General features: G+C 56.6%; 25 protein-coding genes. 14 read left to right on the plus strand and 11 right to left on the minus strand.

Going from position 1 to position 26,106, the window contains the following annotated elements; genetic code table 11:
- Window positions 1–42: 42 nt before the first annotated feature.
- Window positions 43–546 (minus strand): phenolic acid decarboxylase, encoded by a 504-nt coding sequence (locus tag ABFV38_RS20745; protein ID WP_008503103.1) that lies wholly within the window; start codon window positions 544–546, stop codon window positions 43–45.
- Between the two features lie 99 nt (window positions 547–645).
- On the opposite strand from ABFV38_RS20745, the gene ABFV38_RS20750 reads away from it, so the two are divergent.
- Window positions 646–1,527, plus strand: a complete 882-nt coding sequence (locus ABFV38_RS20750) for a LysR family transcriptional regulator (RefSeq protein WP_348957967.1) — start codon at window positions 646–648, stop codon at window positions 1,525–1,527.
- Between the two features lie 32 nt (window positions 1,528–1,559).
- Window positions 1,560–2,354: an SDR family NAD(P)-dependent oxidoreductase gene (locus ABFV38_RS20755; RefSeq protein WP_348959440.1), complete on the plus strand. Its 795-nt coding sequence runs from the start codon at window positions 1,560–1,562 to the stop codon at window positions 2,352–2,354.
- Between the two features lie 5 nt (window positions 2,355–2,359).
- Here the strand turns inward: ABFV38_RS20755 and ABFV38_RS20760 are convergent, their stop codons facing one another.
- On the minus strand, window positions 2,360–2,806 hold the full coding sequence (locus tag ABFV38_RS20760; RefSeq protein ID WP_252077835.1) for an NlpC/P60 family protein: 447 nt from the start codon (window positions 2,804–2,806) through the stop codon (window positions 2,360–2,362).
- 321 nt (window positions 2,807–3,127) lie between these two features.
- On the opposite strand from ABFV38_RS20760, the gene ABFV38_RS20765 reads away from it, so the two are divergent.
- The gene (locus ABFV38_RS20765; RefSeq protein ID WP_074180434.1) at window positions 3,128–3,790 is read left to right on the plus strand and encodes an HAD family hydrolase; all 663 of its coding nucleotides are present in this window, start codon (window positions 3,128–3,130) and stop codon (window positions 3,788–3,790) included.
- Between the two features lie 95 nt (window positions 3,791–3,885).
- Here the strand turns inward: ABFV38_RS20765 and ABFV38_RS20770 are convergent, their stop codons facing one another.
- The 3 genes from ABFV38_RS20770 to ABFV38_RS20780 all read right to left on the minus strand — a co-directional run bounded on the left by ABFV38_RS20770 (window position 3,886) and on the right by ABFV38_RS20780 (window position 6,780).
- Window positions 3,886–4,911 (minus strand): TerC/Alx family metal homeostasis membrane protein, encoded by a 1,026-nt coding sequence (locus ABFV38_RS20770; protein ID WP_023616134.1) that lies wholly within the window; start codon window positions 4,909–4,911, stop codon window positions 3,886–3,888.
- A 167-nt stretch (window positions 4,912–5,078) separates the two neighbouring features.
- Window positions 5,079–5,477 carry a potassium channel family protein gene (locus tag ABFV38_RS20775; protein ID WP_024908850.1) on the minus strand — a complete coding sequence of 133 codons (399 nt, stop codon included), beginning with the start codon at window positions 5,475–5,477 and terminating at the stop codon, window positions 5,079–5,081.
- Between the two features lie 109 nt (window positions 5,478–5,586).
- Window positions 5,587–6,780, minus strand: coding sequence for an NAD(P)/FAD-dependent oxidoreductase (locus ABFV38_RS20780; RefSeq protein WP_348957968.1), 1,194 nt, complete (start codon window positions 6,778–6,780; stop codon window positions 5,587–5,589).
- A gap of 228 nt (window positions 6,781–7,008) precedes the next feature.
- Here ABFV38_RS20780 and pitA point away from each other — a divergent pair, with 228 nt between their 5' ends.
- The gene (gene pitA, locus ABFV38_RS20785; RefSeq protein WP_008503116.1) at window positions 7,009–8,508 is read left to right on the plus strand and encodes an inorganic phosphate transporter PitA; all 1,500 of its coding nucleotides are present in this window, start codon (window positions 7,009–7,011) and stop codon (window positions 8,506–8,508) included.
- Between the two features lie 54 nt (window positions 8,509–8,562).
- Here pitA and uspB read toward each other — a convergent pair whose 3' ends face one another.
- Window positions 8,563–8,898, minus strand: coding sequence for a universal stress protein UspB (gene uspB / locus ABFV38_RS20790; RefSeq protein ID WP_003861224.1), 336 nt, complete (start codon window positions 8,896–8,898; stop codon window positions 8,563–8,565).
- A gap of 283 nt (window positions 8,899–9,181) precedes the next feature.
- On the opposite strand from uspB, the gene uspA reads away from it, so the two are divergent.
- Entirely contained in the window at window positions 9,182–9,619 is a 438-nt protein-coding gene (gene uspA / locus ABFV38_RS20795) for a universal stress protein UspA (RefSeq protein ID WP_003861223.1), read from the plus strand.
- Between the two features lie 94 nt (window positions 9,620–9,713).
- Here the strand turns inward: uspA and rsmJ are convergent, their stop codons facing one another.
- Both rsmJ and prlC read right to left on the minus strand, forming a co-directional pair.
- The gene (rsmJ, locus tag ABFV38_RS20800) at window positions 9,714–10,466 is read right to left on the minus strand and encodes a 16S rRNA (guanine(1516)-N(2))-methyltransferase RsmJ (RefSeq protein ID WP_024908847.1); all 753 of its coding nucleotides are present in this window, start codon (window positions 10,464–10,466) and stop codon (window positions 9,714–9,716) included.
- A 7-nt stretch (window positions 10,467–10,473) separates the two neighbouring features.
- Window positions 10,474–12,516 (minus strand): oligopeptidase A, encoded by a 2,043-nt coding sequence (gene prlC, locus ABFV38_RS20805; protein ID WP_348957970.1) that lies wholly within the window; start codon window positions 12,514–12,516, stop codon window positions 10,474–10,476.
- Window positions 12,517–12,723: 207 nt separating this feature from the next.
- Between prlC and ABFV38_RS20810 the strand changes: the two genes are divergently transcribed.
- From ABFV38_RS20810 to ABFV38_RS20825, 4 genes are all read left to right on the plus strand, one after another.
- Window positions 12,724–13,566, plus strand: coding sequence for a 23S rRNA (adenine(2030)-N(6))-methyltransferase RlmJ (locus ABFV38_RS20810; protein ID WP_008503119.1), 843 nt, complete (start codon window positions 12,724–12,726; stop codon window positions 13,564–13,566).
- 71 nt (window positions 13,567–13,637) lie between these two features.
- The gene (gene gorA, locus ABFV38_RS20815) at window positions 13,638–14,990 is read left to right on the plus strand and encodes a glutathione-disulfide reductase (protein WP_008503120.1); all 1,353 of its coding nucleotides are present in this window, start codon (window positions 13,638–13,640) and stop codon (window positions 14,988–14,990) included.
- Between the two features lie 135 nt (window positions 14,991–15,125).
- Window positions 15,126–16,307: a glycoside hydrolase family 5 protein gene (locus ABFV38_RS20820; protein WP_262751832.1), complete on the plus strand. Its 1,182-nt coding sequence runs from the start codon at window positions 15,126–15,128 to the stop codon at window positions 16,305–16,307.
- A gap of 199 nt (window positions 16,308–16,506) precedes the next feature.
- Window positions 16,507–18,156 (plus strand): alpha,alpha-trehalase, encoded by a 1,650-nt coding sequence (locus tag ABFV38_RS20825; RefSeq protein ID WP_024908843.1) that lies wholly within the window; start codon window positions 16,507–16,509, stop codon window positions 18,154–18,156.
- A 59-nt stretch (window positions 18,157–18,215) separates the two neighbouring features.
- Here ABFV38_RS20825 and ABFV38_RS20830 read toward each other — a convergent pair whose 3' ends face one another.
- Complete coding sequence (locus ABFV38_RS20830) at window positions 18,216–19,805, minus strand: STY4199 family HEPN domain-containing protein (protein WP_348957973.1); 1,590 nt, start codon at window positions 19,803–19,805, stop codon at window positions 18,216–18,218.
- Between the two features lie 148 nt (window positions 19,806–19,953).
- Between ABFV38_RS20830 and ABFV38_RS20835 the strand changes: the two genes are divergently transcribed.
- Window positions 19,954–20,493: a GNAT family protein gene (locus ABFV38_RS20835; protein WP_234085084.1), complete on the plus strand. Its 540-nt coding sequence runs from the start codon at window positions 19,954–19,956 to the stop codon at window positions 20,491–20,493.
- A 71-nt stretch (window positions 20,494–20,564) separates the two neighbouring features.
- The gene (locus tag ABFV38_RS20840; protein ID WP_045909054.1) at window positions 20,565–20,903 is read left to right on the plus strand and encodes a lysozyme; all 339 of its coding nucleotides are present in this window, start codon (window positions 20,565–20,567) and stop codon (window positions 20,901–20,903) included.
- Here the strand turns inward: ABFV38_RS20840 and ABFV38_RS20845 are convergent.
- Entirely contained in the window at window positions 20,882–21,484 is a 603-nt protein-coding gene (locus tag ABFV38_RS20845) for a response regulator transcription factor (RefSeq protein ID WP_048226297.1), read from the minus strand. The genes ABFV38_RS20840 and ABFV38_RS20845 overlap by 22 nt on opposite strands.
- A 154-nt stretch (window positions 21,485–21,638) precedes the next feature.
- Window positions 21,639–22,397 carry an SDR family oxidoreductase gene (locus ABFV38_RS20850; protein ID WP_348959441.1) on the minus strand — a complete coding sequence of 253 codons (759 nt, stop codon included), beginning with the start codon at window positions 22,395–22,397 and terminating at the stop codon, window positions 21,639–21,641.
- 119 nt (window positions 22,398–22,516) lie between these two features.
- Here ABFV38_RS20850 and ABFV38_RS20855 point away from each other — a divergent pair, with 119 nt between their 5' ends.
- The 3 genes from ABFV38_RS20855 (at window position 22,517) to ABFV38_RS20865 (ending at window position 26,075) form a co-directional block, all read left to right on the plus strand.
- Window positions 22,517–23,416, plus strand: a complete 900-nt coding sequence (locus tag ABFV38_RS20855) for a LysR family transcriptional regulator (protein WP_045909057.1) — start codon at window positions 22,517–22,519, stop codon at window positions 23,414–23,416.
- Window positions 23,417–23,466: 50 nt separating this feature from the next.
- Window positions 23,467–24,492, plus strand: a complete 1,026-nt coding sequence (yhjD, locus tag ABFV38_RS20860; RefSeq protein WP_262766589.1) for an inner membrane protein YhjD — start codon at window positions 23,467–23,469, stop codon at window positions 24,490–24,492.
- Between the two features lie 260 nt (window positions 24,493–24,752).
- Window positions 24,753–26,075, plus strand: a complete 1,323-nt coding sequence (locus ABFV38_RS20865) for an MFS transporter (RefSeq protein WP_023617091.1) — start codon at window positions 24,753–24,755, stop codon at window positions 26,073–26,075.
- The last annotated feature ends 31 nt before the right edge of the window (window positions 26,076–26,106 follow it).

Here is a 26,106-nt window from a genome sequence, read left to right on the forward strand (position 1 = left end):
AAATAGCCGGGAACTTTTCTTTTTAGTTAATTGTCGCGCTTATTACAGGTTATCTGGAAAGTTTTTCGGTAATTCACTGGCCGCACAGGCGATCACGCTTTCGTTATTGGCGCCGCAGTCACGTACAAAGGTGATAGTGGCAAATTCATCAATCACTTCCGTTGGATACGCCGGGCCCGCATCACGGTAGCTGTTCATCAGTGGAATATGATCGTTCTGGAAGCAGACGGTTTTTTCCGGGTTGTTCATGACCCAGCGCGGGAAGAAGATGGTGCCGTGGAACAATTTGTCGCCCAGGTTCACAATCAGGCTGACGTCGGTACCGGTTGGCTCGGTCCAGGAAATTTTATAGATGCTCTCCCCTACCCGCACGATGTAAGCCTGCTGATCTTTCACCCAACGGTTTGCCACCAGACCGCTGTGGATACGGTAATCCAGGGTCGTCTCATTTTTGACGTAAATCTCGTAGTTCCAGCCGTTGTCGTAGGTATAAACAAGGTGTTTGCCAACGAAGCCGCTTAAGTCGTGTTTGTCGAAGGTGTTCATAAGATGTCTCCTTTGTTTTGATGAGACGATCGTACCCCTTCAAAAAATGAATGAATAACGCTATGTTTTAATCAAATTCATCCAAATTTTAGATAAATTATGCATAAGACAACGCTTGAACAATGGTCTTTACTGGCGAAAGTGGTCGAGGCGGGCAGCTTTGCCCGAGCGGCGGAAGAAACGCACCGCAGCCAGTCTTCGGTGAGCTATAACCTGTCGCTGCTGCAGGAGCGGCTGGGCGTGGCCCTCCTGGTGCCGGAAGGACGACGGGCGGTGTTGACGCCGGCAGGAGAACTGCTGCTCAACCAGGTTAAACCGCTGCTGAAAGCCTTTTCGTACGTTGAGACGCGCGCAGCGACTCTTCGCAACGGAATGCGCACGCGGCTGGATCTGGTGGTGGATTCCATTTTCCCCCGCCGCCGCCTGTTTGCCATTCTGCGCCAGTTCCAGCAGCAGTATCCGCAAACCCAGGTACGACTCACCGAGGTGCTGGAAAACACCCGGGACGATGCCATTAACGACGAAGCCGATGTGATGGTCCTCACCCGCCGCCAGGACATGACCGGGCTCGGCGAATGGCTGATGAATATCGACTTTGTTGCCGTGGCCCACCATCAGCACCCCCTCTTTGACCTCGACGCGCCGCTTAACGATGACATGCTACGCCCGTGGCCGCTCATTCAGATTGCGGACAGCCAGCCCGCCGCGCGCGCGGCCGGTGAGTCATGGACCTTCTCCACCATCGATGCCGCCATTGAGGCCGTCCTCTCTCAGGTCGGCTACGGCTGGCTGCCGGAGGAACGCATCCAGACTCAGCTGGATCAAGGCATCCTGAAACGCCTGCCGCTGAGCCACGGTGCACGCAGAGCGACGCCGCTTCACCTGATTGTTAAGCGCTCCCTCGCCCCGCTTGACGAGCAGGTGGAGACGCTGCTGCGCCTTTTTAGCAAGGAGCCGTCATCCTCACCTGCTACGCTTTAAGGTCCGAACGTTAAAACGATAAGGAGCGGATGATGAAAATCGACTTTACGGGGAAAGTGGCGCTGGTGACCGCCTCAACCGGCGGGATCGGGTTCGCCATTGCCAGAGGGCTGGCAGAAAGCGGTGCCGAGGTGATCGTCAATGGCCGCAGCACGGAATCGGTGAACAAAGGCATTCAGCAGCTGCAGCAGGTGGTGCCGGGCGTCCAGGTGCGCGCCGCGATTGCCGATCTCAGCACGGCGGAAGGGGTCGAGTCGCTGCTGAAGGTGGCGAATAACGTCGACATTCTGGTTAACAACGCCGGGATTTACGGCCCGCAGGATTTCTATTCCACCGACGATGAAACCTGGGAGCGTTACTGGCAGACCAACGTGATGTCCGGCGTGCGTCTGTCCCGCGCCTTGCTGCCAGGCATGGTGCAAAAAGGCTGGGGGCGGGTGGTGTTTATCTCCTCCGAGTCGGCCTGCAATATCCCGGCGGATATGATCCACTACGGGGTGACCAAAACGGCGCAGCTCTCCCTGGCGCGCGGACTGGCGAAGTTCGTGGCGGGAAGCGGCGTGACGGTCAACAGCGTCTTGCCGGGGCCAACGATGTCGGACGGTTTCGCAGAGATGATGAAGGATGAAATCGAAAAAACCGGTAAATCGCTGGAGCAGCTGGCGAAAGAGTTTGTGATGGCCAACCGCCCCAGCTCGGTGATACAGCGCGCGGCCACGGTTGAAGAGGTGGCCAATATGGTGATTTATATCTGTTCGCCCCAGGCTTCCGCCACCTCGGGCGCGGCGCTGCGCGTCGACGGCGGCGTCGTGGATGACATCATCTGAGGCGGTCAGGCTGCACTGCCTGCAACCCGACGGGCAGTAATGTAGTGCGCCTGCCAGTAAGCATCCGTCAGGGTTGAGACCGTGACGCCCTGGCTGCTTGAGGCATGAATGAACTGGCTATTGCCAATATAAACGCCGACATGCCTGCGGTTCGGACCCGTCTGGAAGAACACCAGATCTCCGGGCCTCAGGCGGTATTGCGTCACCTGCACCCCGCGGTGGATCTGCTCGCCGGTCGTGCGCGGTAAATTAAGATGCGCCACATCGCTGAACAGGTGCTGCATGAGCGCGGAGCAATCCACCCCGCGGCGCGTGGTACCGCCCCACTGGTACTGGGTCCCCTTCCACTTTTGGTATTGATCGAGCATGCGCGCGCGCAGCGGGCCCGTATCCTGTTGCATCAGCGCAGATTTCGCTGGCGAGACTGCCAGTTCATGGTTCATCGATAACATCGACGCGGGAAGTTGAAAACTGAATGCAGAAAACGACGCAAAACTTAACGTAAGGATTGAAATAAACGATCTAAGAGTCATATCAAAAAAGAGGTAGTGAGTGAGTTTTTCCTTACCTGTGGGGGCCAAAGGGTTCCCCTAAATATCGTGCGATGTGGCGATAATATAGACAGATCGTTTTTTCACCAATTCTTATCGAGACCAAAATTGGACTCACTTTGAGATCGCAAGATCGAGAAAAAAATGGTGGTGATGTAAGGACTGTCCTGGTAAAGCAGGTAAACTGATCCACAGAATGTGTATTTCAGCTAAGACGTATTTATGACCAATATGATTGCCGACGAGACGGTGGCGAAATCCAGCGTGCTCTCTGTCTTTGACTTTGATGGGACGTTAACGCACCACGACAGCTTTATCCCTTTCCTGCGCTTTGCCTTCGGTAAACGTTACTTCGCTGGCCGCCTGGTGCGCATGGCGCTGCCCACGCTCCACTGTGTGCGTCGCAAGCTGACGCGCGACGAGCTAAAGGAAGTGCTGATTAAAACGTTCCTGACGGGCGTGGATGAACACTGGCTGCGCCAGCAGGCGGAAGCCTTTTGCGAAAAATACTGGAACAAGCTGATGCGCCCCGAAGGGGTTCTGGCCGTGGCGGCCGAGGTGAATTCCGGTGCGGAGGTGACCATCTGTTCCGCGTCTCCGGCACTGGTGCTTCAGCCGTGGGCTGACAAACTGGGCATTAAGCTGATTGGCACGCAGCTGGAAGTGAAAAACGGCAAGCTGACGGGGCGCATCACGGGCCACAACTGCCGCTGTGCCCAGAAGGTGGCCAGGCTGGAAAAAGTGTATGGCGATCTGAACGCCTATCACCTGCGCGCCTGGGGAGACACCCGCGGCGACCACGAGCTGCTGGCGGCGGCGCAGGATCCGCACTGGCGGCACTTCCACCCGCCGCGCAAGCGCCGGAATTCACCGATTAAGGGTTAGGTGCGGTCTGGTGCCCTCACCCCAGCCCTCTCCCACAGGGAGAGGGAGAAAACCAAACTGTAGGCCCGGTAAGCGAAGCGCCACCGGGCGGTACATCAGGCCTCACGTTTCCCCGGGAACATCACGCTCGCAATAATTCCCAGCGCCAGCACGCCCAATACCACAAACAGGCTGGCCGTCGCGCCAATGCTGTACCCGTGATGCCAGAAGTGATCGGTGGCATTTAACCCCAGCTTAAACGCCACGAAGAACAGCAGCAGCACCACTGCTTTCTCGAGGTGCACCAGATACTGCTTCAGCGCTTCCAGCACGAAGTAAAGCGTACGCAGACCGAGAATAGCGAACATCATGGCGCTGTAGATAATCAACGGCTCGCGGCTCACGGCAATAATGGCCGGCACGGAGTCAAACGCGAACATCACGTCAGAGAGTTCGACCACGGCCACGCACAGCAATAGCGGCGTCGCATAGCGCTTCGCCTTCTTCACGCGTCCGACCATCACGTCCTGGTTTTCCGGCTTTTCAAGCTCCGCATCCACCTCTTTCTGCGTCAGAATAAAGGCATTGCTGCTGATTTTCGGCCAGACCGGATAGAAGCGTTTTACCAGGCGATAGGCGAGATGACCCGAGTAATCTTCCACTTCGTCACTCTCTTCATTACGTCTGAGCATCATCACCGCCGTCCAGCCGACGACCAGCGCGAAAATCACTTCGACGTAGGGCCCCAGGCTTAACAGGCTGGTGCCGATAGCCACGAAAATACCGCGGAAGACAATCGCTCCCAGCACGCCCCAGTAGAGCACGCGGTGACGGTATTTATCCGGCACGCCGAACCAGGCGAAGATCGCCATCATCACGAACAGGTTATCGACGGAGAGCACCTCTTCCAGCGCATAGCCGGTAAGGAACAGGCTCGCCATCTCGGCGCCGTGGTGAACGTACAGGAACCCGGCGAAGGCCATCGCCATCATGACCCAGAAGATGGACCACATGGCGGCGCTTTTCAGCGAGATCGGTTTGTCGTGACGGTGCATAAAGAGGTCGATAAACATCGCCCCAACGGCCATCACCACAAAGACAACAACGGTTTCCGTCGGGAAACCGAGATGAGCAGCAGACATACAAAACCCTTTTGGCAGACAAAACACAGAACCATGCAAACTGGCGTAAACCAGGAACGAAACAGGGCGGGCCGTTAATCAGCCTCTTCACCCTTAAAGCCGCAGCCCAATCGGCTACGCAAGGAGGGGTACTTTACCTTACCAGACGGGGATTGCGCATCTGCCGTTTAGGCGCTCATGCCACGTAAACGCTGCAGCACCGCGACCAGAACCGCCACAGACCAGCCTACCATCAACGCGCCAACCAGCCCTTCCACCCCGCCGATGAGCCGCCAGTGCTGGGGTAACGTGACGTCGCCGTACCCTACCGTCGCATAGCTCACCAGCGAAAAGTAGAAGCTGGTGTTCCAGTCATTAAACGCGTCGATGACAAAATAAAACGCCGCAAACAGCCCGGCTTCCAGGAGATGGGCGAAAATCATAGAGATCACGATGCCGACATTGCGTAAAACAATGCGTACCGCAGAATCGACCTCTAACGTAATGAATTTTAAAACGCCAAACATCCACAGCGAATGAATCACCACGGTTAGGGTAAGCAAAATAATAATGCTGAGTAGCTGCATGGTACGTGCTCTGACCAAAAGGAGTATGGCCCCGCGAACGCGGCGGGGCATCTGGTCGAAGCTTAGTCGAAGGGAGAGTAAAAGTTGGTGCAATAATTGCGTTACGTGATTATTTCTCTGCCAGCGCCTGAGCACACGCCCAGGCACTTGCCCAAGCCCACTGGAAGTTGTATCCGCCGAGCCAGCCGGTGACGTCCATCACTTCACCAATAAAATAGAGCCCTGGCACGTTGCGCGCTTCCATGGTGCGGGAAGAGAGTTCCTTCGTATCAACCCCGCCCAGCGTCACTTCCGCGGTGCGGTAGCCTTCCGTGCCGTTTGGCTGCACGCGCCAGTTTGTCAGGGTCTCCACCAGCGTCTCCTGTTCGCGGCTGTTAAGCTGCTTAAGCGACACGTCGGGGATCTGCCCCAGCACCTGCAAACACTCCACCAGACGCTTCGGCAGCTGCATTGCCAGCGTGTTTTTCAGGCTTTGATTCGGGTGCGCGGTACGCTGTTCGTTGAGGAAGGCATCCAGATCGCAATCCGGGAGCAGGTTAACCGTGACAAACTCTCCCGGCTGCCAGTAGCTGGAGATTTGCAGGACCGCCGGGCCGGAGAGGCCGCGATGGGTAAAGAGCAGGTTTTCGCGAAACACCGTGCCGTCTTCGGCGGTGATAACGGAGGGAACAGACACGCCAGACAGCGTCTGAAGCTGTTCCAGAAGCGGTTTATGCAGCGTGAACGGCACCAGCCCGGCGCGCGTAGGCAAAACGTTCAGGCCAAACTGTTCGGCAATCTTATAGCCGAACGGGGAAGCGCCCAGCCCCGGCATAGAGAGGCCGCCGCTGGCGATCACCAGATTATCGGCACTGACGGTTTCGCCGTTGAGCTGCAGCGTGTAGCCCTGGTCGTCACGGGAAACCTCCAGCACCTCGGTGCGCAGGCGCATGACCACGCCGCCCTTCTCGCACTCGGCCACCAGCATATCGACAATCTGCTGCGCGGAGTCGTCGCAGAACAGCTGGCCCAGCGTCTTCTCATGCCATGCGATACCGTGCTTTCCCACCAGGTCGATAAAGTCCCACTGGGTATAACGCGCCAGCGCAGATTTACAAAAATGACGGTTTTGGCTCAAATAGGCCGCGGGTTCAACATACAGGTTAGTAAAGTTGCAGCGTCCGCCGCCGGACATCAGGATCTTACGGCCTGGCTTTTTACCGTTATCCAGCAGCAGTACGCGACGCCCCGCCTGTCCGGCCATTGCCGCACAAAACATACCCGCCGCACCGGCGCCAATTACCACGGCATCAAACCTTTCCACGTCAAAACCCTCTTTGTTAACTGCCGCGGATTGTAAAGTTTCCTCTGTGGTCACACCAGCGTAAAAAGATATTACAAAGCCATTCCATTGAAATTTAAAGAATATCCTTTCCGGTACTTTTCTCAATTCAGGTGGTATGTCAAAAAAAGTCTATATTTCACTTTGCCCGTTGCGCATTTGTCCTGGATAATGCGCCGCGTTCATGTCCTCAAAATGGCGTAACGTCCTATGCTACATTTGTTTGCCGGCCTGGATTTACATACCGGGCTTTTACTCTTGCTTGCTCTGGTTTTTGTACTGTTTTACGAAGCGATCAACGGCTTCCACGACACTGCAAACGCAGTAGCGACGGTTATCTACACTCGCGCAATGCGATCGCAGCTTGCGGTTGTTATGGCGGCGGTATTTAACTTTTTTGGTGTCCTCCTGGGCGGACTGAGCGTTGCGTATGCCATTGTGCATATGCTGCCAACAGATCTGCTGCTTAACGTAAGTTCTGGCCATGGCCTCGCTATGGTGTTCTCAATGCTGCTTGCTGCAATTATCTGGAACCTCGGTACCTGGTATTTCGGTCTGCCTGCATCCAGTTCTCACACCCTCATCGGCGCGATTATCGGTATCGGGTTAACCAACGCCCTCATGACCGGTACATCGGTTGTTGATGCGTTAAATATCCCGAAAGTACTGGGGATCTTTGCCTCTCTCATCGTCTCCCCTATCGTGGGTCTGGTGGTGGCAGGCGGGCTGATCTTCATCCTGCGTCGTTACTGGAGCAATACCAAAAAACGCTCCCGTATTCACCTGACGCCAGCAGAGCGTGAAAAGAAAGACGGCAAGAAAAAGCCGCCATTCTGGACGCGTATCGCCCTGATCATTTCCGCTATCGGTGTGGCTTTCTCACACGGCGCGAACGATGGTCAGAAAGGCATTGGTCTGGTGATGCTGGTACTGATCGGCGTTGCTCCGGCTGGCTTCGTGGTTAACATGAACGCCTCCGGCTACGAAATCACCCGGACCCGTGATGCGGTTAACAACGTTGAAACCTACTTCCAGCAGCACCCTGAGCTGCTGAAAAAAGCGACCGGCGTTGACCAGCTGATCCCGTCTCCGGAAGCCGGTGCTACCACCGCGCCTGGCGAATTCCACTGCCATCCGGCAAACGCGATTAACGCGCTGGAACGTGCCAAAGGCATGCTGGGCAATATCGAAAGTTATGACAAACTGACCGTTGAGCAGCGTGGTCAGCTGCGTCGCATTATGCTGTGCATCTCTGATGTAACGGATAAAGTGGCGAAGCTGCCTGACGTGAATGCTGACGACCAGCGTCTCCTGAAGAAACTGAAAGGCGATATGCTCAACACCATTGAGTACGCGCCAATTTGGATCATCATGGCGGTCGCACTGGCACTCGGTATCGGTACGATGATTGGCTGGCGCCGTGTGGCGACCACCATCGGCGAGAAGATCGGTAAGAAAGGCATGACCTATGCGCAGGGTATGTCCGCGCAGATGACGGCGGCAGTGTCTATCGGTCTGGCGAGCTATACCGGTATGCCGGTATCCACCACCCATGTACTCTCCTCGTCCGTGGCAGGTACCATGATTGTTGACGGTGGCGGCCTGCAGCGCAAAACCGTGACCAACATTCTGATGGCCTGGGTGTTCACCCTTCCGGCATCCATCCTGCTGTCTGGCGGGCTGTACTGGATTTCGCTGAAGCTGATTTAATCGGTTGAAGGCGACAAAAAAGCGGGTCAGTTTCCTGACCCGCTTTTTTTATGCTCAGTGCCAAATCATCAATGCAATCATGCTGACGACGACCAGGCCACACAGGGCGCTGGTTAAAATGAACTGACGACGCAGGCGCTCGCAGCGACGGATAAACTCTTCATCGTGATGATCGCGGTAGCGCTGGTAGTAAATATATCCCACCAGACGCATCTGTTTGCTGGGCTGTCCATGCGAGGTGAAGAACCCTCCACCGTCCACATACTGATAAAGCAACGGATCGCAACCACGAAGTACCACTAACAGCGCACGTAACGATGAGAAGTAGCGCGCCATATTCACTATGCAAACCACGCATAACGCCCAAAACAATGCGACGGTGCTAATCATACATCCTCCCCGGCGTCCGCCCACGAAGCAAGGCTTCTGAGCTACCGCACCCCAATGCCCTGACAGACAGTTCAGTGAAAGAATGACCAAAAGTCGATCCGGTTCGCGTTTTAATATCCGAACGGCTCATTTAATAGTGTAGGAGATCCGTTAATTTTTTTGCCACAAGGTTAATCGTTATCAACACCAAAGCTTGAAAAATATGTTTAACTGGGCCGTAATGAAAGCATCAGGCGACGGCTTTCCCATTTAGTCATCGATAACTTAAGGAAGGAGTAACACTATGGCTTACAAACACATTCTCATCGCGGTAGACCTCTCCCCGGAGAGCAAAGTGCTGGTTGATAAAGCGGTATCCATGGCACGTCCCTACAACGCGAAAGTTTCGCTGATTCACGTTGATGTGAATTACTCCGACCTCTACACCGGTCTGATCGACGTCAATCTGGGCGATATGCAGAAGCGTATCTCCGAAGAGACGCACCACGCCCTGAGCGAACTGTCCACCAACGCAGGCTACCCGATTACCGAAACCCTGAGCGGCAGCGGCGACCTGGGCCAGGTACTGGTTGATGCGATCAAGAAATACGACATGGACCTGGTGGTGTGCGGTCACCATCAGGACTTCTGGAGCAAGCTGATGTCTTCCGCGCGCCAGCTGATTAACACCGTTCACGTGGATATGCTGATTGTTCCACTGCGTGACGAAGAAGACGAGTAAGTGCAAAAAAGCCCGGTGGCGCTAACGCTTACCGGGCCCCTACAAGCGGCACTAACTGTAGGCCGGGCAAGGCGAAGCCGCCACCCGGCTTTTTTTATTCCGGCGTGCCTGAGTAGATATCAAACCGGTGCCCTTTGGTGGTCACCGCATTGGTCGTGGCAACGTCCGCCAGCGGCGGCGCATAGTCAGGGCGCTTCACCACCACCCGCTTCGTCGCCAGCTGACGAGCCGGTTCCAGCAGGCCATCCGCGTCCAAATCAGGCCCCACCAAAGACTGAAACACCCGCATCTCTTTCTTCACCAGCGCGCTTTTCTGCTTGTGCGGAAACATCGGGTCGAGATAGACCACCTGCGGGCGCGGGGTGATATCGGTCAGCGCCGTCAGGCTCGAGGCGTGGATCAGCTGCAATCGTTCCTGCAACCACGGGCCGATTTCCGGGTCCGCGTAGCCACGGCTCAGACCATCGTCGAGCAGGGCCGCCACCACCGGATTACGTTCCAGCATCCGCACCCGACAGCCGACAGACGCCAGTACAAACGCATCGCGCCCCAGCCCCGCCGTGGCATCCACCACGTCCGGCAGATAGCTTCCTTTAATCCCAACCGCTTTAGCCACCGCTTCGCCGCGACCGCCGCCGAACTTGCGCCGGTGCGCCATCGCGCCACCGACAAAATCGACAAAAATCCCGCCGAGCTTCGGTTCGTCGCGCTTGCGTAACTCCAGATGCGCTGTGGTCATCACCAGCGCCATCGGGTTTTCATCATCGTGCTCCAGCCCCCAGCGGGCGGCCAGAACAGATAAGGCGCCGTCTCCGGCGCCCGTTTCATCCACTAAGCAGATCTTCACGTAACAATCAGCCTTTGATCCCGTAATGCTCAAGCATCGCATCCAGCTGCGGCTCGCGTCCGCGGAAGCGTTTGAACAGCACCATTGGCTCTTCGGAACCGCCGCGGGTCAGGATATTGTCGAGGAACGACTGGCCGGTTTCGCGGTTGAAGATCCCCTCTTCTTCGAAACGAGAGAAGGCATCCGCCGCCAGCACGTCGGCCCACAGGTAGCTGTAGTAACCCGCCGCGTAGCCGCCTGCAAAGATATGGCTGAACGCGTGCGGGAAGCGGCCCCAGGTTGGCCCAGGAATAACGGCAACCTGCTTTTTAATCTCGGCCAGGGTTTCAAGAATTTTCGCGCCCTGCTCCGGGCTGAACTCGGCGTGCAGGCGGAAATCGAACAGGCCGAACTCCAGCTGACGCAGGATAAACATCGCCGCCTGGTAGTTCTTCGCTGCCAGCATTTTATCCAGCAATTCTTTCGGCAGCGGTTCGCCGGTCTCATAGTGACCGGAGATAAACGCCAGCGCGTCCGGCTCCCAGCACCAGTTTTCCATAAACTGGCTCGGCAGTTCGACCGCATCCCACGGCACACCGCTGATGCCTGCCACGCCTGCGGTTTCGATGCGGGTCAGCATATGGTGCAGACCGTGTCCGAACTCGTGGAACAGGGTGATCACTTCGTCGTGAGTAAAGAGCGCAGGTTTGCCGTTTACCGGACGGTTGAAGTTACAGGTCAGGTAGGCGACCGGCTTCTGCAGAGAACCGTCGGCTTTACGCATCTGGCCCACGCAGTCGTCCATCCACGCCCCGCCGCGCTTGTTCTCACGCGCGTAGAGATCGAGGTAGAAGCTGCCGCGCAGTTCGTTTTTCTCGTCATACAGTTCAAAGAAGCGCACGTCCGGGTGCCAGACGTCGATATCGGTACGCTCTTTGGCGGTGACGCCATAGATGCGCTTCACCACTTCAAACAGGCCGTTAACGGCTTTGTTTTCCGGGAAATACGGGCGCAGCTGCTCGTCGCTGATGCTGTAGAGGTGCTGCTTCTGTTTTTCGCTGTAGTAAGCAATGTCCCACGGCTGCAGCTCTTCCACGCCGAACTCCGCTTTCGCGAAGGCGCGCAGCTGGGCCAGCTCTTTTTCACCCTGAGGACGGGCGCGTTTCGCCAGATCGGTCAGGAAGTCGAGCACCTGTTGCGGATTTTCCGCCATTTTGGTGGCGAGGGATTTATCGGCGTAGTTTTCAAAGCCCAGCAGCTGGGCCAGCTCGTGGCGCAGGGCGAGGATTTCCGCCATGACCGGGCTGTTGTCCCACTTACCGGCATTCGGCCCCTGATCGGAGGCGCGGGTGCTGTAGGCGCGGTACATCTCTTCGCGAAGCGCCTGGTTGTCGCAGTAGGTCATCACCGGCAGATAGCTCGGGATATCCAGAGTTAGCAGGAAGCCGTCCTGCTCTTTCGCCTCGGCCTGCGCTTTTGCCGCCGCCAGAGCGCTTTCCGGCATGCCGGAAAGCTCCGTTTCGTCGGTGATCAGCTTCGTCCAGCCCATGGTGGCGTCGAGCACGTTGTTGCTGTACTGGTTGCCCAGCTCGGACAGGCGCGCGGCGATTTCACCGTAGCGGGTCTGCTTCTCTTTTGGCAGGCCAATCCCGGACAGCTCAAAATCACGCAGGGCGTTATCGACCGATTTTTTCTGCGCCGTGTTCAGTTCGGCATAATGGTCGCCGTCGCGCAGGTCGCGATAGGCTTTGTAGAGCCCTTCGTGCTGGCCGACCCAGGTGCTGTACTCAGAGAGCAGTGGCAGGGTTTGCTCGTAGGCTTCGCGCAGCTCCGGGCTGTTTTTTACCGAGTTCAGGTGGCTCACCGGGGAGAAGATGCGCCCCAGCACGTCATCCACTTCGGCCAGCGGCTGACACAGATTTTCCCAGGTGTACGGCGCGCCCTGCGCTACCACGCTTTCTACCGCCGCGCGGCAGTTGTCCAGCGATTGCGTAACGGCTGGAACCACATGCTCGGGGAGGATTTTAGAAAACGGCGGCAACGAAAAAGGCGTCAGTAATGGATTGGTCATAAACGCTGTCCTGTTGAATAAGATGAATGAAGCGCGCATCCGGCGCTGTGCATATGCGATCTAGAATGGGGTTAAGTGTAGAGGATTTCAATGCCGGACGTTGTCGAAAAGAGCCCGGTGGCGCTGCGCTTACCGGGCCTACGGGTAATCTGCGCCGTTCTGCTGTAAACTGTGGCAAATCGTCAATTCAGCGGAATATCATTACCCATGCTCAGTTATCGCCACAGCTTCCACGCAGGCAACCACGCCGACGTCCTTAAACACACCGTTCAGAGCCTGATCATCGAATCGCTCAAAGAGAAGGAGAAGCCGTTTCTCTATCTGGACACCCACGCGGGCGCGGGCCGTTATCAGCTGAGCGGTGAGCATGCCGAGCGTACCGGTGAATATCTGGAAGGGATCGCCCGCATCTGGCAGCAGGACGACCTGCCTGCCGAGCTGGAGCCGTACATCGGCGTGGTGAATCACTTCAACCGCAACGGCCAGCTGCGCTACTACCCGGGATCCCCGCTGATTGCCCGCCAGCTGCTGCGCGAGCAGGACAGCATCCAGCTGACCGAGCTGCACCCGAGCGACTTCCCGCTGCTGCGCTCTGAATTTCAGAAAGACAGCCGCGCCCGCGTGGAAAAAGCCGACGGCTACCAGCAGTTGAAAGCCAAGCTGCCGCCGGTCTCCCGTCGCGGCCTGGTGCTGATCGACCCGCCGTACGAAATCAAAACCGACTATCAGGCGGTGGTGACCGGTATCCACGAAGGCTACAAACGCTTCGCCACCGGGACATACGCCCTGTGGTATCCGGTGGTGCTGCGCGCGCAAATCAAACGCATGATCAAAGACCTGGAAGCGACCGGCATCCGCAAAATTCTGCAGATCGAGCTGGCGGTACGTCCGGACAGCGACCAGCGCGGCATGACCGCCTCGGGCATGATCGTCATTAACCCGCCGTGGAAGCTCGAAGCGCAGATGAACAACGTGCTGCCGTGGCTGCACAAAACGCTGGTGCCAGCCGGTACGGGCCATACCTCCGTCAGTTGGATCGTGCCGGAGTAATCGCAGCCATCGGTGGAAACTATTGATTTCAGGTATACAATCGCGGCAATTCACGATTAAGGACAAAAGCTATGACTAAGCATTATGACTACATCGCCATCGGCGGCGGCAGCGGCGGCATCGCCTCCATCAACCGCGCGGCCATGTACGGCCAGAAGTGCGCGCTGATTGAAGCCAAAGCGCTGGGCGGCACCTGTGTGAACGTGGGTTGTGTACCGAAGAAGGTCATGTGGCATGCGGCGCAAATCCGTGAAGCTATCCACATGTATGGCCCGGACTACGGCTTTGACACCACCATCAACCACTTCGACTGGGACAAGCTGATCGCCAGCCGTACCGCCTACATCGACCGTATTCATACCTCCTACGACAACGTGCTGGGCAAAAATAACGTCGACGTTATCCACGGTTTCGCTCGCTTCGTTGATGCGAAAACGATCGAAGTAAACGGCGAGACGATCACCGCCGATCACATCCTGATCGCTACCGGTGGTCGCCCAAGCCACCCGAACATCCCGGGCGTGGAATACGGCATCGACTCCGACGGTTTCTTCGAACTGCCTGCCCTGCCAAAACGCGTTGCCGTGGTGGGCGCGGGTTACATCGCGGTGGAGCTGGCTGGCGTGATTAACGGTCTGGGTGCCGAAGCGCACCTGTTCGTGCGTAAACACGCGCCGCTGCGCAGCTTCGATCCGCTGATTGTTGATACGCTGGTTGAAGTGATGAACACCGAAGGTCCAACCCTGCATACCAACGCCGTGCCAAAAGCGGTCGTAAAAAATGCAGACGGCAGCCTGACGCTGGAACTGGAAGATGGCCGCAGCCAGACCGTCGATTGCCTGATCTGGGCGATTGGCCGTGAACCGGCGAACGATAACTTCAACCTGGGCGTGACCGGCGTGAAAACCGACGAAAAAGGCTATATCGTCGTCGATAAATTCCAGAACACCAGCGTACCGGGCATTTACGCGGTCGGCGACAATACCGGTGCGGTTGAGCTGACCCCGGTGGCCGTTGCGGCGGGTCGTCGTCTTTCCGAGCGCCTGTTTAACAACAAGCCGGACGAGCATCTGGACTACAGCAACATCCCGACCGTGGTCTTCAGCCACCCGCCAATCGGCACCGTCGGCTTAACCGAGCCGCAGGCGCGCGAGCAGTATGGCGACGACCAGGTGAAAGTGTATAAATCGGCCTTCACCGCGATGTATACCGCCGTCACCTCGCACCGTCAGCCGTGCCGCATGAAGCTGGTCTGCGTCGGTCCGGACGAGAAGATTGTCGGTATCCACGGCATCGGCTTCGGCATGGACGAGATCCTGCAGGGCTTCGCCGTGGCGCTGAAGATGGGTGCAACGAAGAAAGATTTCGATAACACCGTGGCAATCCACCCAACGGCGGCGGAAGAGTTTGTGACCATGCGTTAAGGGCTTTTCGCAGGAAAGCACGTCATCAAAACTGGCCTTTGCGGGCCAGTTTTTTTATATGGCTCGATAATTTAAAGACAAAGCCTCATCATCCCGGCGAATATAAAATCATCATCACGCTAAAAAGGAATTGAGATGAAAGCGCTTATCGGGTTGACCCTGCTTCTTTTTTGCTTTGCTGCCTCCTCATCCGATCAAATCACCTTCTGGGATACCCCTCAGCACGGCGGAAACAGCTTTAACCGCCTGCCACCCACGCAGGAATACTATGATGCGCTGCGAGGCTATGGCGCGACGTGGGTTCGTCTCTCTTATGATAAATGGAAACCTGCCGGGAGAGATTTTCTTCTCGGCAACGCCGACGGCTACCGTGGGCTCGAGGCGACAGACCTCGCGACGCTCAAAGCCTCCATCAGGAAAGCACACGCGGCCGGGCTACAGGTCGTTATTGCCCCACTCTCTTTACCCGGCATGCGCTGGGCGCAAAATAACAATAACCAGTTTGATGACCGCATCTGGCAGGATAAAAAATACTGGCAGGAAGCCGCTCAGTTCTGGCGTGATTTGGCCCAGGCCCTGAAGGACGAACCGGGCATTGCGGCCTGGAACCTGGTCAATGAACCCGCGCCTGAAAAAAGAGGCAACATTAGCGAGCAGGCGTCGCCAGAGGCGTTAAAAACCTGGTATCAGCAGCAGCAAAGCACGGCGCGTAACCTTCCCGCTCTCTACAATCAGATTATTGCCGCCATCCGCGAGGTCGATGCCACCACACCGATTATGGTCGATGGAGGCTGGTACGCCTCCGCGCGTGGTTTTTCTGGCTGGCCGTCCGCGCTTGAGGATAAGCGGGTGCTCTACAGCTTCCACATGTACGAGCCCTATGATTTCACCAGCGCGCCAAATGCACGCCGCAAGGTACCGTTCGACTATCCCGGCATGGTCACGTTCGGCGGTAAAAAGGTGAAATGGGACGCTACGGCCATAGAGAAATGGATGAACGCGCCCTTTGACTGGGCGAAACAGCACGGTATTCCGGCCAACCGGGTTGTCGCGGGAGAGTTTGGCTGCGTTCGCACGCTGCAGGGCTGCAGGCAGTGGCTTAATGATGTCCTGACCGTCCTCGACAAACATCATGCACACTGGGCATTTTATGCCTTTCGTGAAGATGCCTGGGACGCCATGGACTATGAGCTGGGGAAAAAACCGGTACCGTGGGCCTACTGGAAAGCCATTGAGGATAACGCACCTGATACGCTCAAGCGCCATTCTACCGAGGAATTTGAACCGATTGCTAAGCGGCTAAAACAAGGCCTTTGATCCGGCAGGCTCGCCTGTTGTTCTGTAGCCTCTCCTGGAGAGGCTACTGTTAACATACATAAATCGTTGCAAAACGAATGCTCCGAAAATAGTGATCTACCGCACATATTCCTCCCCCTCTACCGAAGCGAATGTCTACGCTTATAAGACGCCCGGATAAACCTGTCTTTTGAACACACAACCGGAGGTCCCTATCACCATGTTCAACCAGAAACTACAGGCTACCGAGAACATCGAATTCGAGATTGCAGAAGAGCTGCGCTACGAGACCGATCCCTGCGAGTTGAAACTGGATGAAATGATTGAGGCGGAGCCGGAACCCGAAATGATCGAGGGGCTACCCGCCTCCGATGCGTTGACGCCCGCAGACCGCTATCTTGAACTGTTCGAGCATGTGCAGTCGACGCGGCTGTTTGCTGACAGCAAAACCTTCCCCGACTGCGCGCCGAAAATGGATCCGCTGGATATCCTGATCCGCTACCGCAAGGTCAGACGCCACCGGGACTTCGACCTGCGCCAGTTTGTGGAGAACCACTTCTGGATGCCGGAAACGTTCGGCACCGAGTATGTCTCCGACCCGGGCCTCTCCCTCAAGGAGCACATTGATAACCTGTGGCCGGTGCTGACGCGCGAGCCGCAGGATCATATTCCCTGGTCTTCTCTGCTGGCGCTGCCGCAGGCCTATATCGTTCCCGGCGGACGATTCAGCGAGACCTACTACTGGGATTCCTATTTCTCTATGCTGGGGCTGGCGGAGAGCGGTCGTAACGACCTGCTGAAGTGCATGGCGGACAACTTCGCCTGGCTGATTGAACGCTACGGGCATATCCCCAACGGCAACCGTACCTATTATCTCAGCCGCTCCCAGCCGCCAGTCTTTGCGCTGATGGTGGAACTGTTTGAGGAGGACGGCGTGCGCGGTGCGAAACGCTATCTGGATCACCTTAAAATGGAGTACGCCTTCTGGATGGACGGCGCGGAGTCGCTGCTGCTTAACCAGGCCTACCGCAGCGCCGTGCGCATGCCGGACGGTTCATTGCTCAACCGCTACTGGGATGACCGTGATACCCCGCGCGACGAATCGTGGATTGAGGACGTGGAAACCGCGCGCCACTCGGGGCGACCGCCAAACGAGGTCTATCGCGACCTGCGGGCGGGGGCGGCGTCCGGCTGGGACTATTCGTCCCGCTGGCTGCGCGATCCGTCGCGGCTCGCCAGCATCCGCACAACGCAGTTTATCCCCATCGACCTGAACGCCTTCCTGTTCAAGCTGGAAAGCGCCATTGCCAATATCTCGGCGTCGAAAGGGGACAAAGAGACGGCCGACCTGTTCCGCCAGAAAGCCAGCGATCGTCGCGAGGCGGTGAACCGCTACCTGTGGGACGAGGAGAGCGGCTGTTACCGCGACTACGACTGGCGACGTGAAGAGCTGGCACTGTTTTCTGCCGCCAGCATCGTGCCGCTGTATGTCGGCATGGCGACCCATGAGCAGGCTGAGCGCCTGTCGGATGCGGTCAAGGCGCGACTGCTCACGCCGGGCGGGATTCTGGCGACCGAGTATGAAACCGGCGAGCAGTGGGATAAACCCAACGGCTGGGCGCCGCTGCAGTGGATGGCGATTCAGGGGTTCAAGCAGTATGGCAACGACTCGCTGGGGGATGAGATCGCCTGGAGCTGGCTGCATACGGTGAACCATTTTTATCAGACGCACCATAAGCTAATCGAGAAGTACCACATCGCCAGCAGCACGCCGCGCGAAGGTGGCGGGGGTGAGTATCCGCTGCAGGACGGTTTTGGCTGGACAAACGGCGTGGTGCGGCGGCTGATTGGGTTGTATGGGGAGCCTTAAGTGGGGTGCGGTCTGATGCCATCACCCCTGCCCTCTCCCACAGGGAGAGGGAGGAGAGATCAGCGAATCACCTCATAAATGGCGCTCTGAATAGACTGCCATTTTCTGGTGGTGGCATCCGGCTGTGACTTCGCACGCCGTGTGGCCATGTCGAGATCGTGCTGCTGGCGTTTCACCACCGCTGGCACGGTGCAGAAAGCTTTGAGGTACTCTTTACGTACCGAGGTCAGAGACTCGCCGTTCGACATCGCGTGGCTGAGCGTGTTGATGAAGCGCCGACACGGCTTCTCCTCCACCATGTTTTGCCGGTAGCGTAACATCAGCTCCAGCACGTCGTCATAGCCTGCCGACATCGCCTCTTCGGTCCAGGACAGCTTCCAGTCCATACCGCCCTGCAAAAAGAGCTGGGTCACGCGGGTATCGTTGCGATTAATGGCCGAGCGGAAATTATTCTCGTCCCAGGTCACTCCCATGCGCGTGAGCGTTTCGCGCGAGGAAGGCGTTTCACGCATTTCCTGTGGTGGTGCCGCTTCAGCCGCGCTGACGGCCGCAGGCTGCGGTTTACTGCTTGTCACCAGCCAGAATCCCCCGGCCACGATGGCACTCACCATAACGCCAACTGCCCCCCATAACGCACCGGAAATGAGCTGCTCGCGTTGTTCGGGGGTGCGCGGCGCGCGCTGGGTCGGCTTTTCAATGGTGTCGCGAACTTCAAACAGATCCCCGCCGGTGACCCGATCCATTTTCTGCGCCTTTTCCCAGAAGGTATGCAGTTCGCTGGCATCTACCGCCATGAATCCCGCCGGATTGACGCGCGTTCTCCCCTCTTCAAACGCGCGTTGAACGGGCCGCGCGATCTGCGCGTAGTAGTTATCCAGCAGCTGAATTTGCGCCGAGCTCAACGTTTTCTGAACGGTGATGTTGTTGCGAATTTGCCGGATGTCGTCGAGGAAGGTTTGCAGCGTTTTACGCGGTTCAACCAGCAGCGTCAGCATGGACGGATCGCTGAACAGCGAAGCGTAATAGCGGCTGAACTCCTTTTTATCAACCAGCATCTGTGCCAGCTCGCTGAACATCATGCCGCTTAGCACATCGTTGATCTCGCCCAGCTTCAGCCAGCGCCGTACGCGATCGGCGTTAAACAAAGTCTTGAGATGGTTGTTCAGCTTGACCTGATCGGGCCATGCCTGCTGGATGAGCCCTTTTATCATCAGCTCTATCGCCCGCACCTGCTTGTGCGCCTGCTGCTGCTGGAGTTCGCTGCCCGGTGCCAGCTCTGTGCTGTAGGTCAACAGCGGCTGCTGCAGGCGAAGGTGCTCCAGCGCGGTGACAAAGCGCATCGCCGCAATCAGCTGGTTTTCACTGACATCCTGTCCGCTTTCATACTGCGGCACGCGCTGCTGCAGCAGGCGCAGCTGGAGCGTAAATTCCGACATCTCGGCATCATTCAGGTTGAGTTTTTTCGCCACGGCTCCCCAGCCGCCCAGGGCTAATCGCGCGCTGTCCAGTTGTTCCAGAAACCAGCGTGGATCTTTGCCCTCAGATGCATGTACATTCAGAAGAAGCAAAATTTCCACCGACGCATGGCGAATGACCGCCAGACAGTGTTCGAACTGTTCGCGAATATGATGTGATGTGCTGAGAGTCATTGTTTTCCTTAAGCGACAACGAAGACATCCGGAATGGGCACGAGACGGCCTTTTTTCTTTTTATTTATACGCGGTTAACCATACCTGACTTTCTGTTGAAATAAAGTGACAACCCTAAAATCATTTAAAAAGTGTCAGGAGAATCTGAATGCCCGTTTTAATTACCCCTCGCCTGAACTGCTCACCTTTGCAGGAAGAAGACTGGCCCTTTTTTCTGGCGTTACAGCAACATCCCGACGTCATGCGCTTTGTGGCGGAAGACCGCCCCGTCGCAGTTATTCGCGAGGCGTTCGATGCCCGTCTGACGCCCTGGACGCCAGGCAGCGCGCACTGGCTGTGCCTCGTCGTGCGTGACGCCGCCTCCCGGGCCCCGCTGGGTGTCACCGGGTATATTCATCGGGAGGCGGATTGCGCCGAAGTGGGTTTCCTTTTCGCCCCCGAGGCGCAGGGAAAAGGCTACGGCTTCGAATCCCTGCAGGCGCTTTGCCGCTATGCCTTTGAAGAAGGCGATATACGCCGACTTACCGCCACCGTCACGGCGGGCAATATCGCCTCACGACGCCTGCTGGAAAAAGTCCGCTTTCGCCTGGAGGGCGAATTACGCGAAAGCTATTTCCTTGCGGGACATTGGCATAATGACTGGTTATTTGGTTTATTGCGGCATGAATATCTGAATAACAAGGCGTGATCAACAGCCATTTGGCGGATATTTCTCGTACGTCGTTTCCTCTACAGTGTCGCCATTAAGAGGAAACGAATATGAAAGAGCATGGGCTGAAAATATCATCTGCCGCCATCGCGTTAATAAAAAAACATCAGGGTCTTTCTCTGGAAAAATATCGTGACGAACACGGATTATGGGTGATCGGCTATGGCCACGTTATCCGTGACCAGGAACATTTTCACGGTCCTGTCACACCGCTGGAGGCAGACCATTTGCTGCATGAAGATATACGGCTATGTGAGACGCTGCTGCGGGAAAATCTGACACGTCCATTAACCCAACAGCAGCATGATGCGCTGGTCATGATGATATTCAGTTTCGGAGAGATAACGTCGCTCCCCGACGCGCTTATTCAGGCCGTCGCCCGCGTATAGTACATGGCTGCCTGCGTTCTGTTTTTCACGTCCAGCCGCCGGAAAAGCGCCTCGAGGTGCGCTTTTACCGTGGCCGCACTGATGTTGAGATTGCGGCCAATCTCTTTATTTGACTCCCCCGCCGCCAGCAGTTTCAGCACTTCGCGCTGGCGCTCGCTTAAGGATAATAACGCCTGAGGCGACGTCGGCTCTCGGACCCACTCTCCGGGAAAACAGACCATCCCTCGGGATACCGAATCCAGCACGGCGGAAAACCGTTCGGGACTGGCATTGCGGGGAATAATGGCCATGACGTTTCGCTGTCGCAGTTGCTCCACCCATCTGGCCTCTTTTTTCGCCAAAACCAGAATCACGCGTATCGCCGGAAAGCGATGCACGATCGCTTCCAGCAAAGCGCTCCCTTCGTCCTGAATTAAATTCCCATCAATCATGACGATAGCTGACGGCGAAGCAGAAGCCTGAGCCCATAAATCTTGTGCCTGACAGGTCCCTGTTATAGTTATTTCCGGGATTAGCGCCTGAAGACTGTGTATCGCTCCGTGAATAAAGAGTGACTGCCTGTCAAACATGATTACTCGCATCGTTTTTTCCCCTCTGAGAATAGCGAAGGGGGATTCTACAGAGGCGTTATTTAAGAAAAAACTCAACGAATGGAGCCGTTACAAATCCCCCGTGTTCTTTATATCTGTCAGTATCTGGACACATTCACCTTAAGGATTTCCTTAAGCGCAGATATCACAGGAACATGCCGCCTGAGACTTCAAGACGTTGCGCAGTCATCCAGCCCAGTTTGTCGCTGAGCAGTGCCGCAATGGCATCGCCAATATCGTCCGGCAGCCCCACCCGTCCCAGCGCCGTCTGGGATGCCAGCATCTGGTTCAGCTCCGCGTTGTCGCGCACGCGTCCGCCGCCAAAGTCGGTTTCGATCGCGCCGGGCGCAATGATATTGACGGAAATACCGCGCGCCCCCAGCTCTTTCGCCTGATAACGCGTCAGCACTTCCATCGCCCCCTTCATCGCCGCGTAGGTTCCCGAGCCCGGCTGGGTAAAACGGGCCAGTCCGCTGGAGACGTTAAGGATCCGTCCGCCGTCGATAAGCAACGGCAGCAGGCGCTGGGTCAGGAAGAAAGGTCCTTTGAAATGAATGTTCAGCGCCTCATCAAACTGGGCTTCCGTCGTGTCGGTGTAGGGCGCATATAAACCCGTTCCGGCATTGTTCAATAAATAGTCAAAGGTTTCACGCTGCCAGACGGTTCGGAGGGTTTCCTGAAGCTGTTGGGCAAAATGTTCAAAACTCGTGACTTCCCCGACGTTAAGCTGTATTGCCGCCGCGTTAACGCCTTTTTCCTGAATTTCATGCACAACCGCCAGCGCTTCCTGCTGGCTACGGTTGTAGGTCAGCACAATTCCCGTGCCGTCTGCCGCCAGCTTTAAGGCCGCGTTTTTACCCAAACCACGACTACCACCCGTCACTAATGCGATACGTTCAGTCATCATAAACCTCGTTTTGGCTGTTATGGAGATTGAGTAAGAGCTTATTAGGTGATAGAAGATCAATAAAGGTGGGTTAAAACGCTTCACTGTTTCATCGGAAACAACAATGAGCTTCATCTATGGATAAAATTCACGCAATGCAGCTGTTTGTCCGCGTCGCGGAACTGGAGAGTTTTTCGCGCGCGGCAGAAACATTAACCCTGCCGAAGGGCAGCGTTTCGCGGCAAATTCAGGCCCTGGAAAACCGGCTTGGCACCCAGCTATTGCACCGCACCACGCGGCGCGTCAGCCTGACGCAGGACGGCATGGTCTATTACGAACGGGCAAAAGATCTGCTGGCAAACCTTGATGAACTCGACGGGATGTTTCAGCACGATCCCTCCAGCATCAGCGGACGGCTTCGCGTGGATATGCCCGTCGCCGTTGCTCGAAATTTAGTCATCCCCAAACTCCCTGCGTTTCTGCAGCATTATCCGGGCATTGAGCTGGAACTCAGCAGCAGCGATCGTCTGGTGGATGTGATCCGCGAAGGGTTTGATTGCGTGGTACGCGTCGGCACGCTGAAGGATTCAGGGCTTATCGCCCGACCGTTGGGCAAGCTGTCGGTGATTAACTGCGCCAGTCCGGACTATCTGGCGCGGTTTGGCTACCCGGACACGCTGGACGATTTAGGCTCGCACGCCGTCATTCACTACACCGCTATGCTGGGAACTCGCCCGCAGGGCTTTGAGTTTTATAACGGCAGTGCGACGCAGTGGATAAAAACGGGCGGGGTATTGACCGTTAACAGCACCGAAACCTACCAGGCTGCCTGCCTCGCCGGGCTGGGCATCATTCAGGTTCCACGGGTTGGGGTGCGAGATTTGCTGCGCGCGAAGAAGCTGGTTGAGATCCTCCCGCAATACCGGGCCGAACCGATGCCTGTTTCCCTGATTTATCCCCACCGGCGCAACCTCTCCCGTCGGGTACATCTGTTCATGGAGTGGCTGACCGAACTCACAAAAGCTTACGTGGACTAGTCGCAAGCTATAATTCAATAACATCCAGCCAAACGAAAAGGAAAAGACGCGTGACGCCGGAAAACAACCCGCAACGACCCACCCAACATTTAGAGTATGAGCCCGTCAAAAAGATGGAAACCGGGCCTGAAGAGACCAGGTCCCCTGGTACCGCCAGCAAAGCGCTGGGGACCGTCACCGGCATTGTCGCCAGAATTCAGCAGTTTCCCATGATTGCGCATCTGATACGCGCGACCGAACGCTTTAATGACCGCATGGGAAACCAGTTTGGTGCCGCCATCACCTATTTTTCCTTCCTGTCGATGATCCCGATCCTGATGGTGTCGTTTGCGGCGGCCGGTTTTGTGCTCGCCTCGCACCCGACGCTGCTGCAGGATATCTTTAATAAGATCCTGAATAACGTCAGTGACCCAACCCTTGCCAGCACGCTCAAAAGCACCATCAATACCGCCGTGCAGCAGCGTACTACCGTCGGTATCGTCGGCTTGCTGATTGCCCTTTACTCCGGCGTTAACTGGATGGGCAACCTGCGCGAGGCCATTCGCGCCCAGTCGCGCGACGTCTGGGAGCGTAAGCCGCAGGACCAGGAGAAAATCTGGGTTAAGTATCTCCGTGATTTTGTTTCGCTGATTGGCCTGCTCGTCGCGCTCATCGTGACGCTTTCCATTACCTCCGTGGCGGGCTCGGCGCAGCAGATGATCATCTCCGCGCTCTATCTTGATTACATCGAATGGCTGAAGCCCGCCTGGCGCAGCATTGGGCTGGCGATTTCTATCTTTGCCAACTACCTGCTGTTCTTCTGGATCTTCTGGCGCTTGCCCCGTCATCGTCCGCGCAAGAAGGCGCTGATCCGCGGCACGTTGATCGCGGCGATCGGCTTTGAGGTGATCAAAATCGTGATGACCTACACCCTGCCGTCACTGGTGAAATCCCCTTCCGGCGCGGCGTTCGGCTCGGTGCTGGGGTTAATGGCGTTCTTCTATTTCTTCGCACGTTTAACCCTGTTCTGCGCAGCATGGATTGCCACTGCCGAGTACAAAGACGACCCGAGAATGCCGGGTAAAACGCACCGGTAACGCCACTCCCGGGCTGAAATTTCAGCCCGATTCATCATTTCAGCATATAAATCCAGTCCGTAACTTTTATTTAACCGAAAACCAGTTTTATTGACTGATATTTAAAATCTGTGAAGCATTTCATAGACGTGTTTTGGCTGGCCTGAAAATTATCCGCTTTTTGTTGCTTTTATCACCAGGTCGCGGCTTTGTTACAGATTGAAATGTCGCTTTTGCTGTGCGTAATATGGCCTTTCGTTCGACAAAAATAAGAAAATATTATGCAAGCAACCGCCACCACACTCGACTCAGAAACGGAAAACGTTCCGGTAAATTCGCGCAATAAAGTTGTCGTCGCCTCGCTGATTGGCACCGCCATCGAGTTCTTCGACTTTTATATTTACGCCACCGCGGCGGTCATCGTCTTCCCGCACATTTTCTTCCCGCAGGGCGATCCGACGGCGGCCACGCTGCAGTCCCTGGCGACCTTTGCTATCGCGTTTGTTGCGCGTCCGATTGGCTCCGCGCTGTTTGGACACTTTGGCGATCGCATTGGGCGTAAAGTGACGCTGGTGGCCTCGCTGCTGACGATGGGGATCTCCACCGTGGCCATCGGCCTGCTGCCGACGTATGAGACCATCGGCATTCTGGCGCCGGTCCTGCTGGCGCTGGCGCGTTTTGGTCAGGGTCTGGGCCTGGGTGGTGAATGGGGTGGCGCGGCGCTGCTGGCCACCGAGAACGCCCCGGCGCGCAAGCGCGCGCTGTATGGTTCTTTCCCGCAGCTTGGCGCACCGATTGGCTTCTTCTTTGCCAACGGGACGTTCCTGCTGCTCTCCTGGCTGCTGACGGATGAACAGTTCATGAGCTGGGGCTGGCGTATCCCGTTTGTCTTCTCAGCCGTGCTGGTGCTGATTGGCCTGTACGTGCGTGTTTCTCTGCATGAGACCCCGGTTTTCGCGAAAGTGGCCGCGGCGAACAAGCAGGTGAAAGTACCGCTGGGCACGCTGCTGACCAAACACGTGCGCGTGACCGTGCTGGGCACGTTTATCATGCTCGCCACCTACACGCTGTTCTACATCATGACCGTTTACTCCATGACCTTCAGTACCGCCGCCGCGCCGGTTGGGCTGGGTCTGCCGCGTAACGAAGTGCTGTGGATGCTGATGATGGCGGTGATCGGGTTTGGCGTGATGGTTCCGATTGCGGGGCTGCTGGCGGATAAGTTCGGTCGTCGCGCGAGCATGATTACCATCACCACGCTGATCATTCTGTTTGCTCTGTTCGTCTTCCCGCCGCTGCTGGGTTCAGGCAGCCCGGCGCTGGTGATGGCCTATCTGCTGATTGGCCTGAGCCTGATGGGGTTGACCTTCGGCCCGATGGGTGCGCTGCTGCCAGAGCTGTTCCCAACGGAAGTGCGTTATACCGGCGCGTCGTTCTCCTATAACGTCTCGTCTATTCTGGGCGCCTCCGTAGCGCCGTATATCGCCACCTGGCTGCAGGCAAACTATGGTCTGTTCTATGTGGGCGTCTATCTGGCGGCCATGGCGGCGCTGACGCTGATTGCGCTGCTGCTGACGCACGAGACGAAGCACCAGGCTCTGTAAGCTAATGCCGGGTGGCGGCTACGCCTTACCC

The sequence above is a fragment of the Enterobacter cloacae complex sp. Mu1197 genome (assembly GCF_040059225.1).
GTDB lineage: Bacteria > Pseudomonadota > Gammaproteobacteria > Enterobacterales > Enterobacteriaceae > Enterobacter > Enterobacter quasiroggenkampii.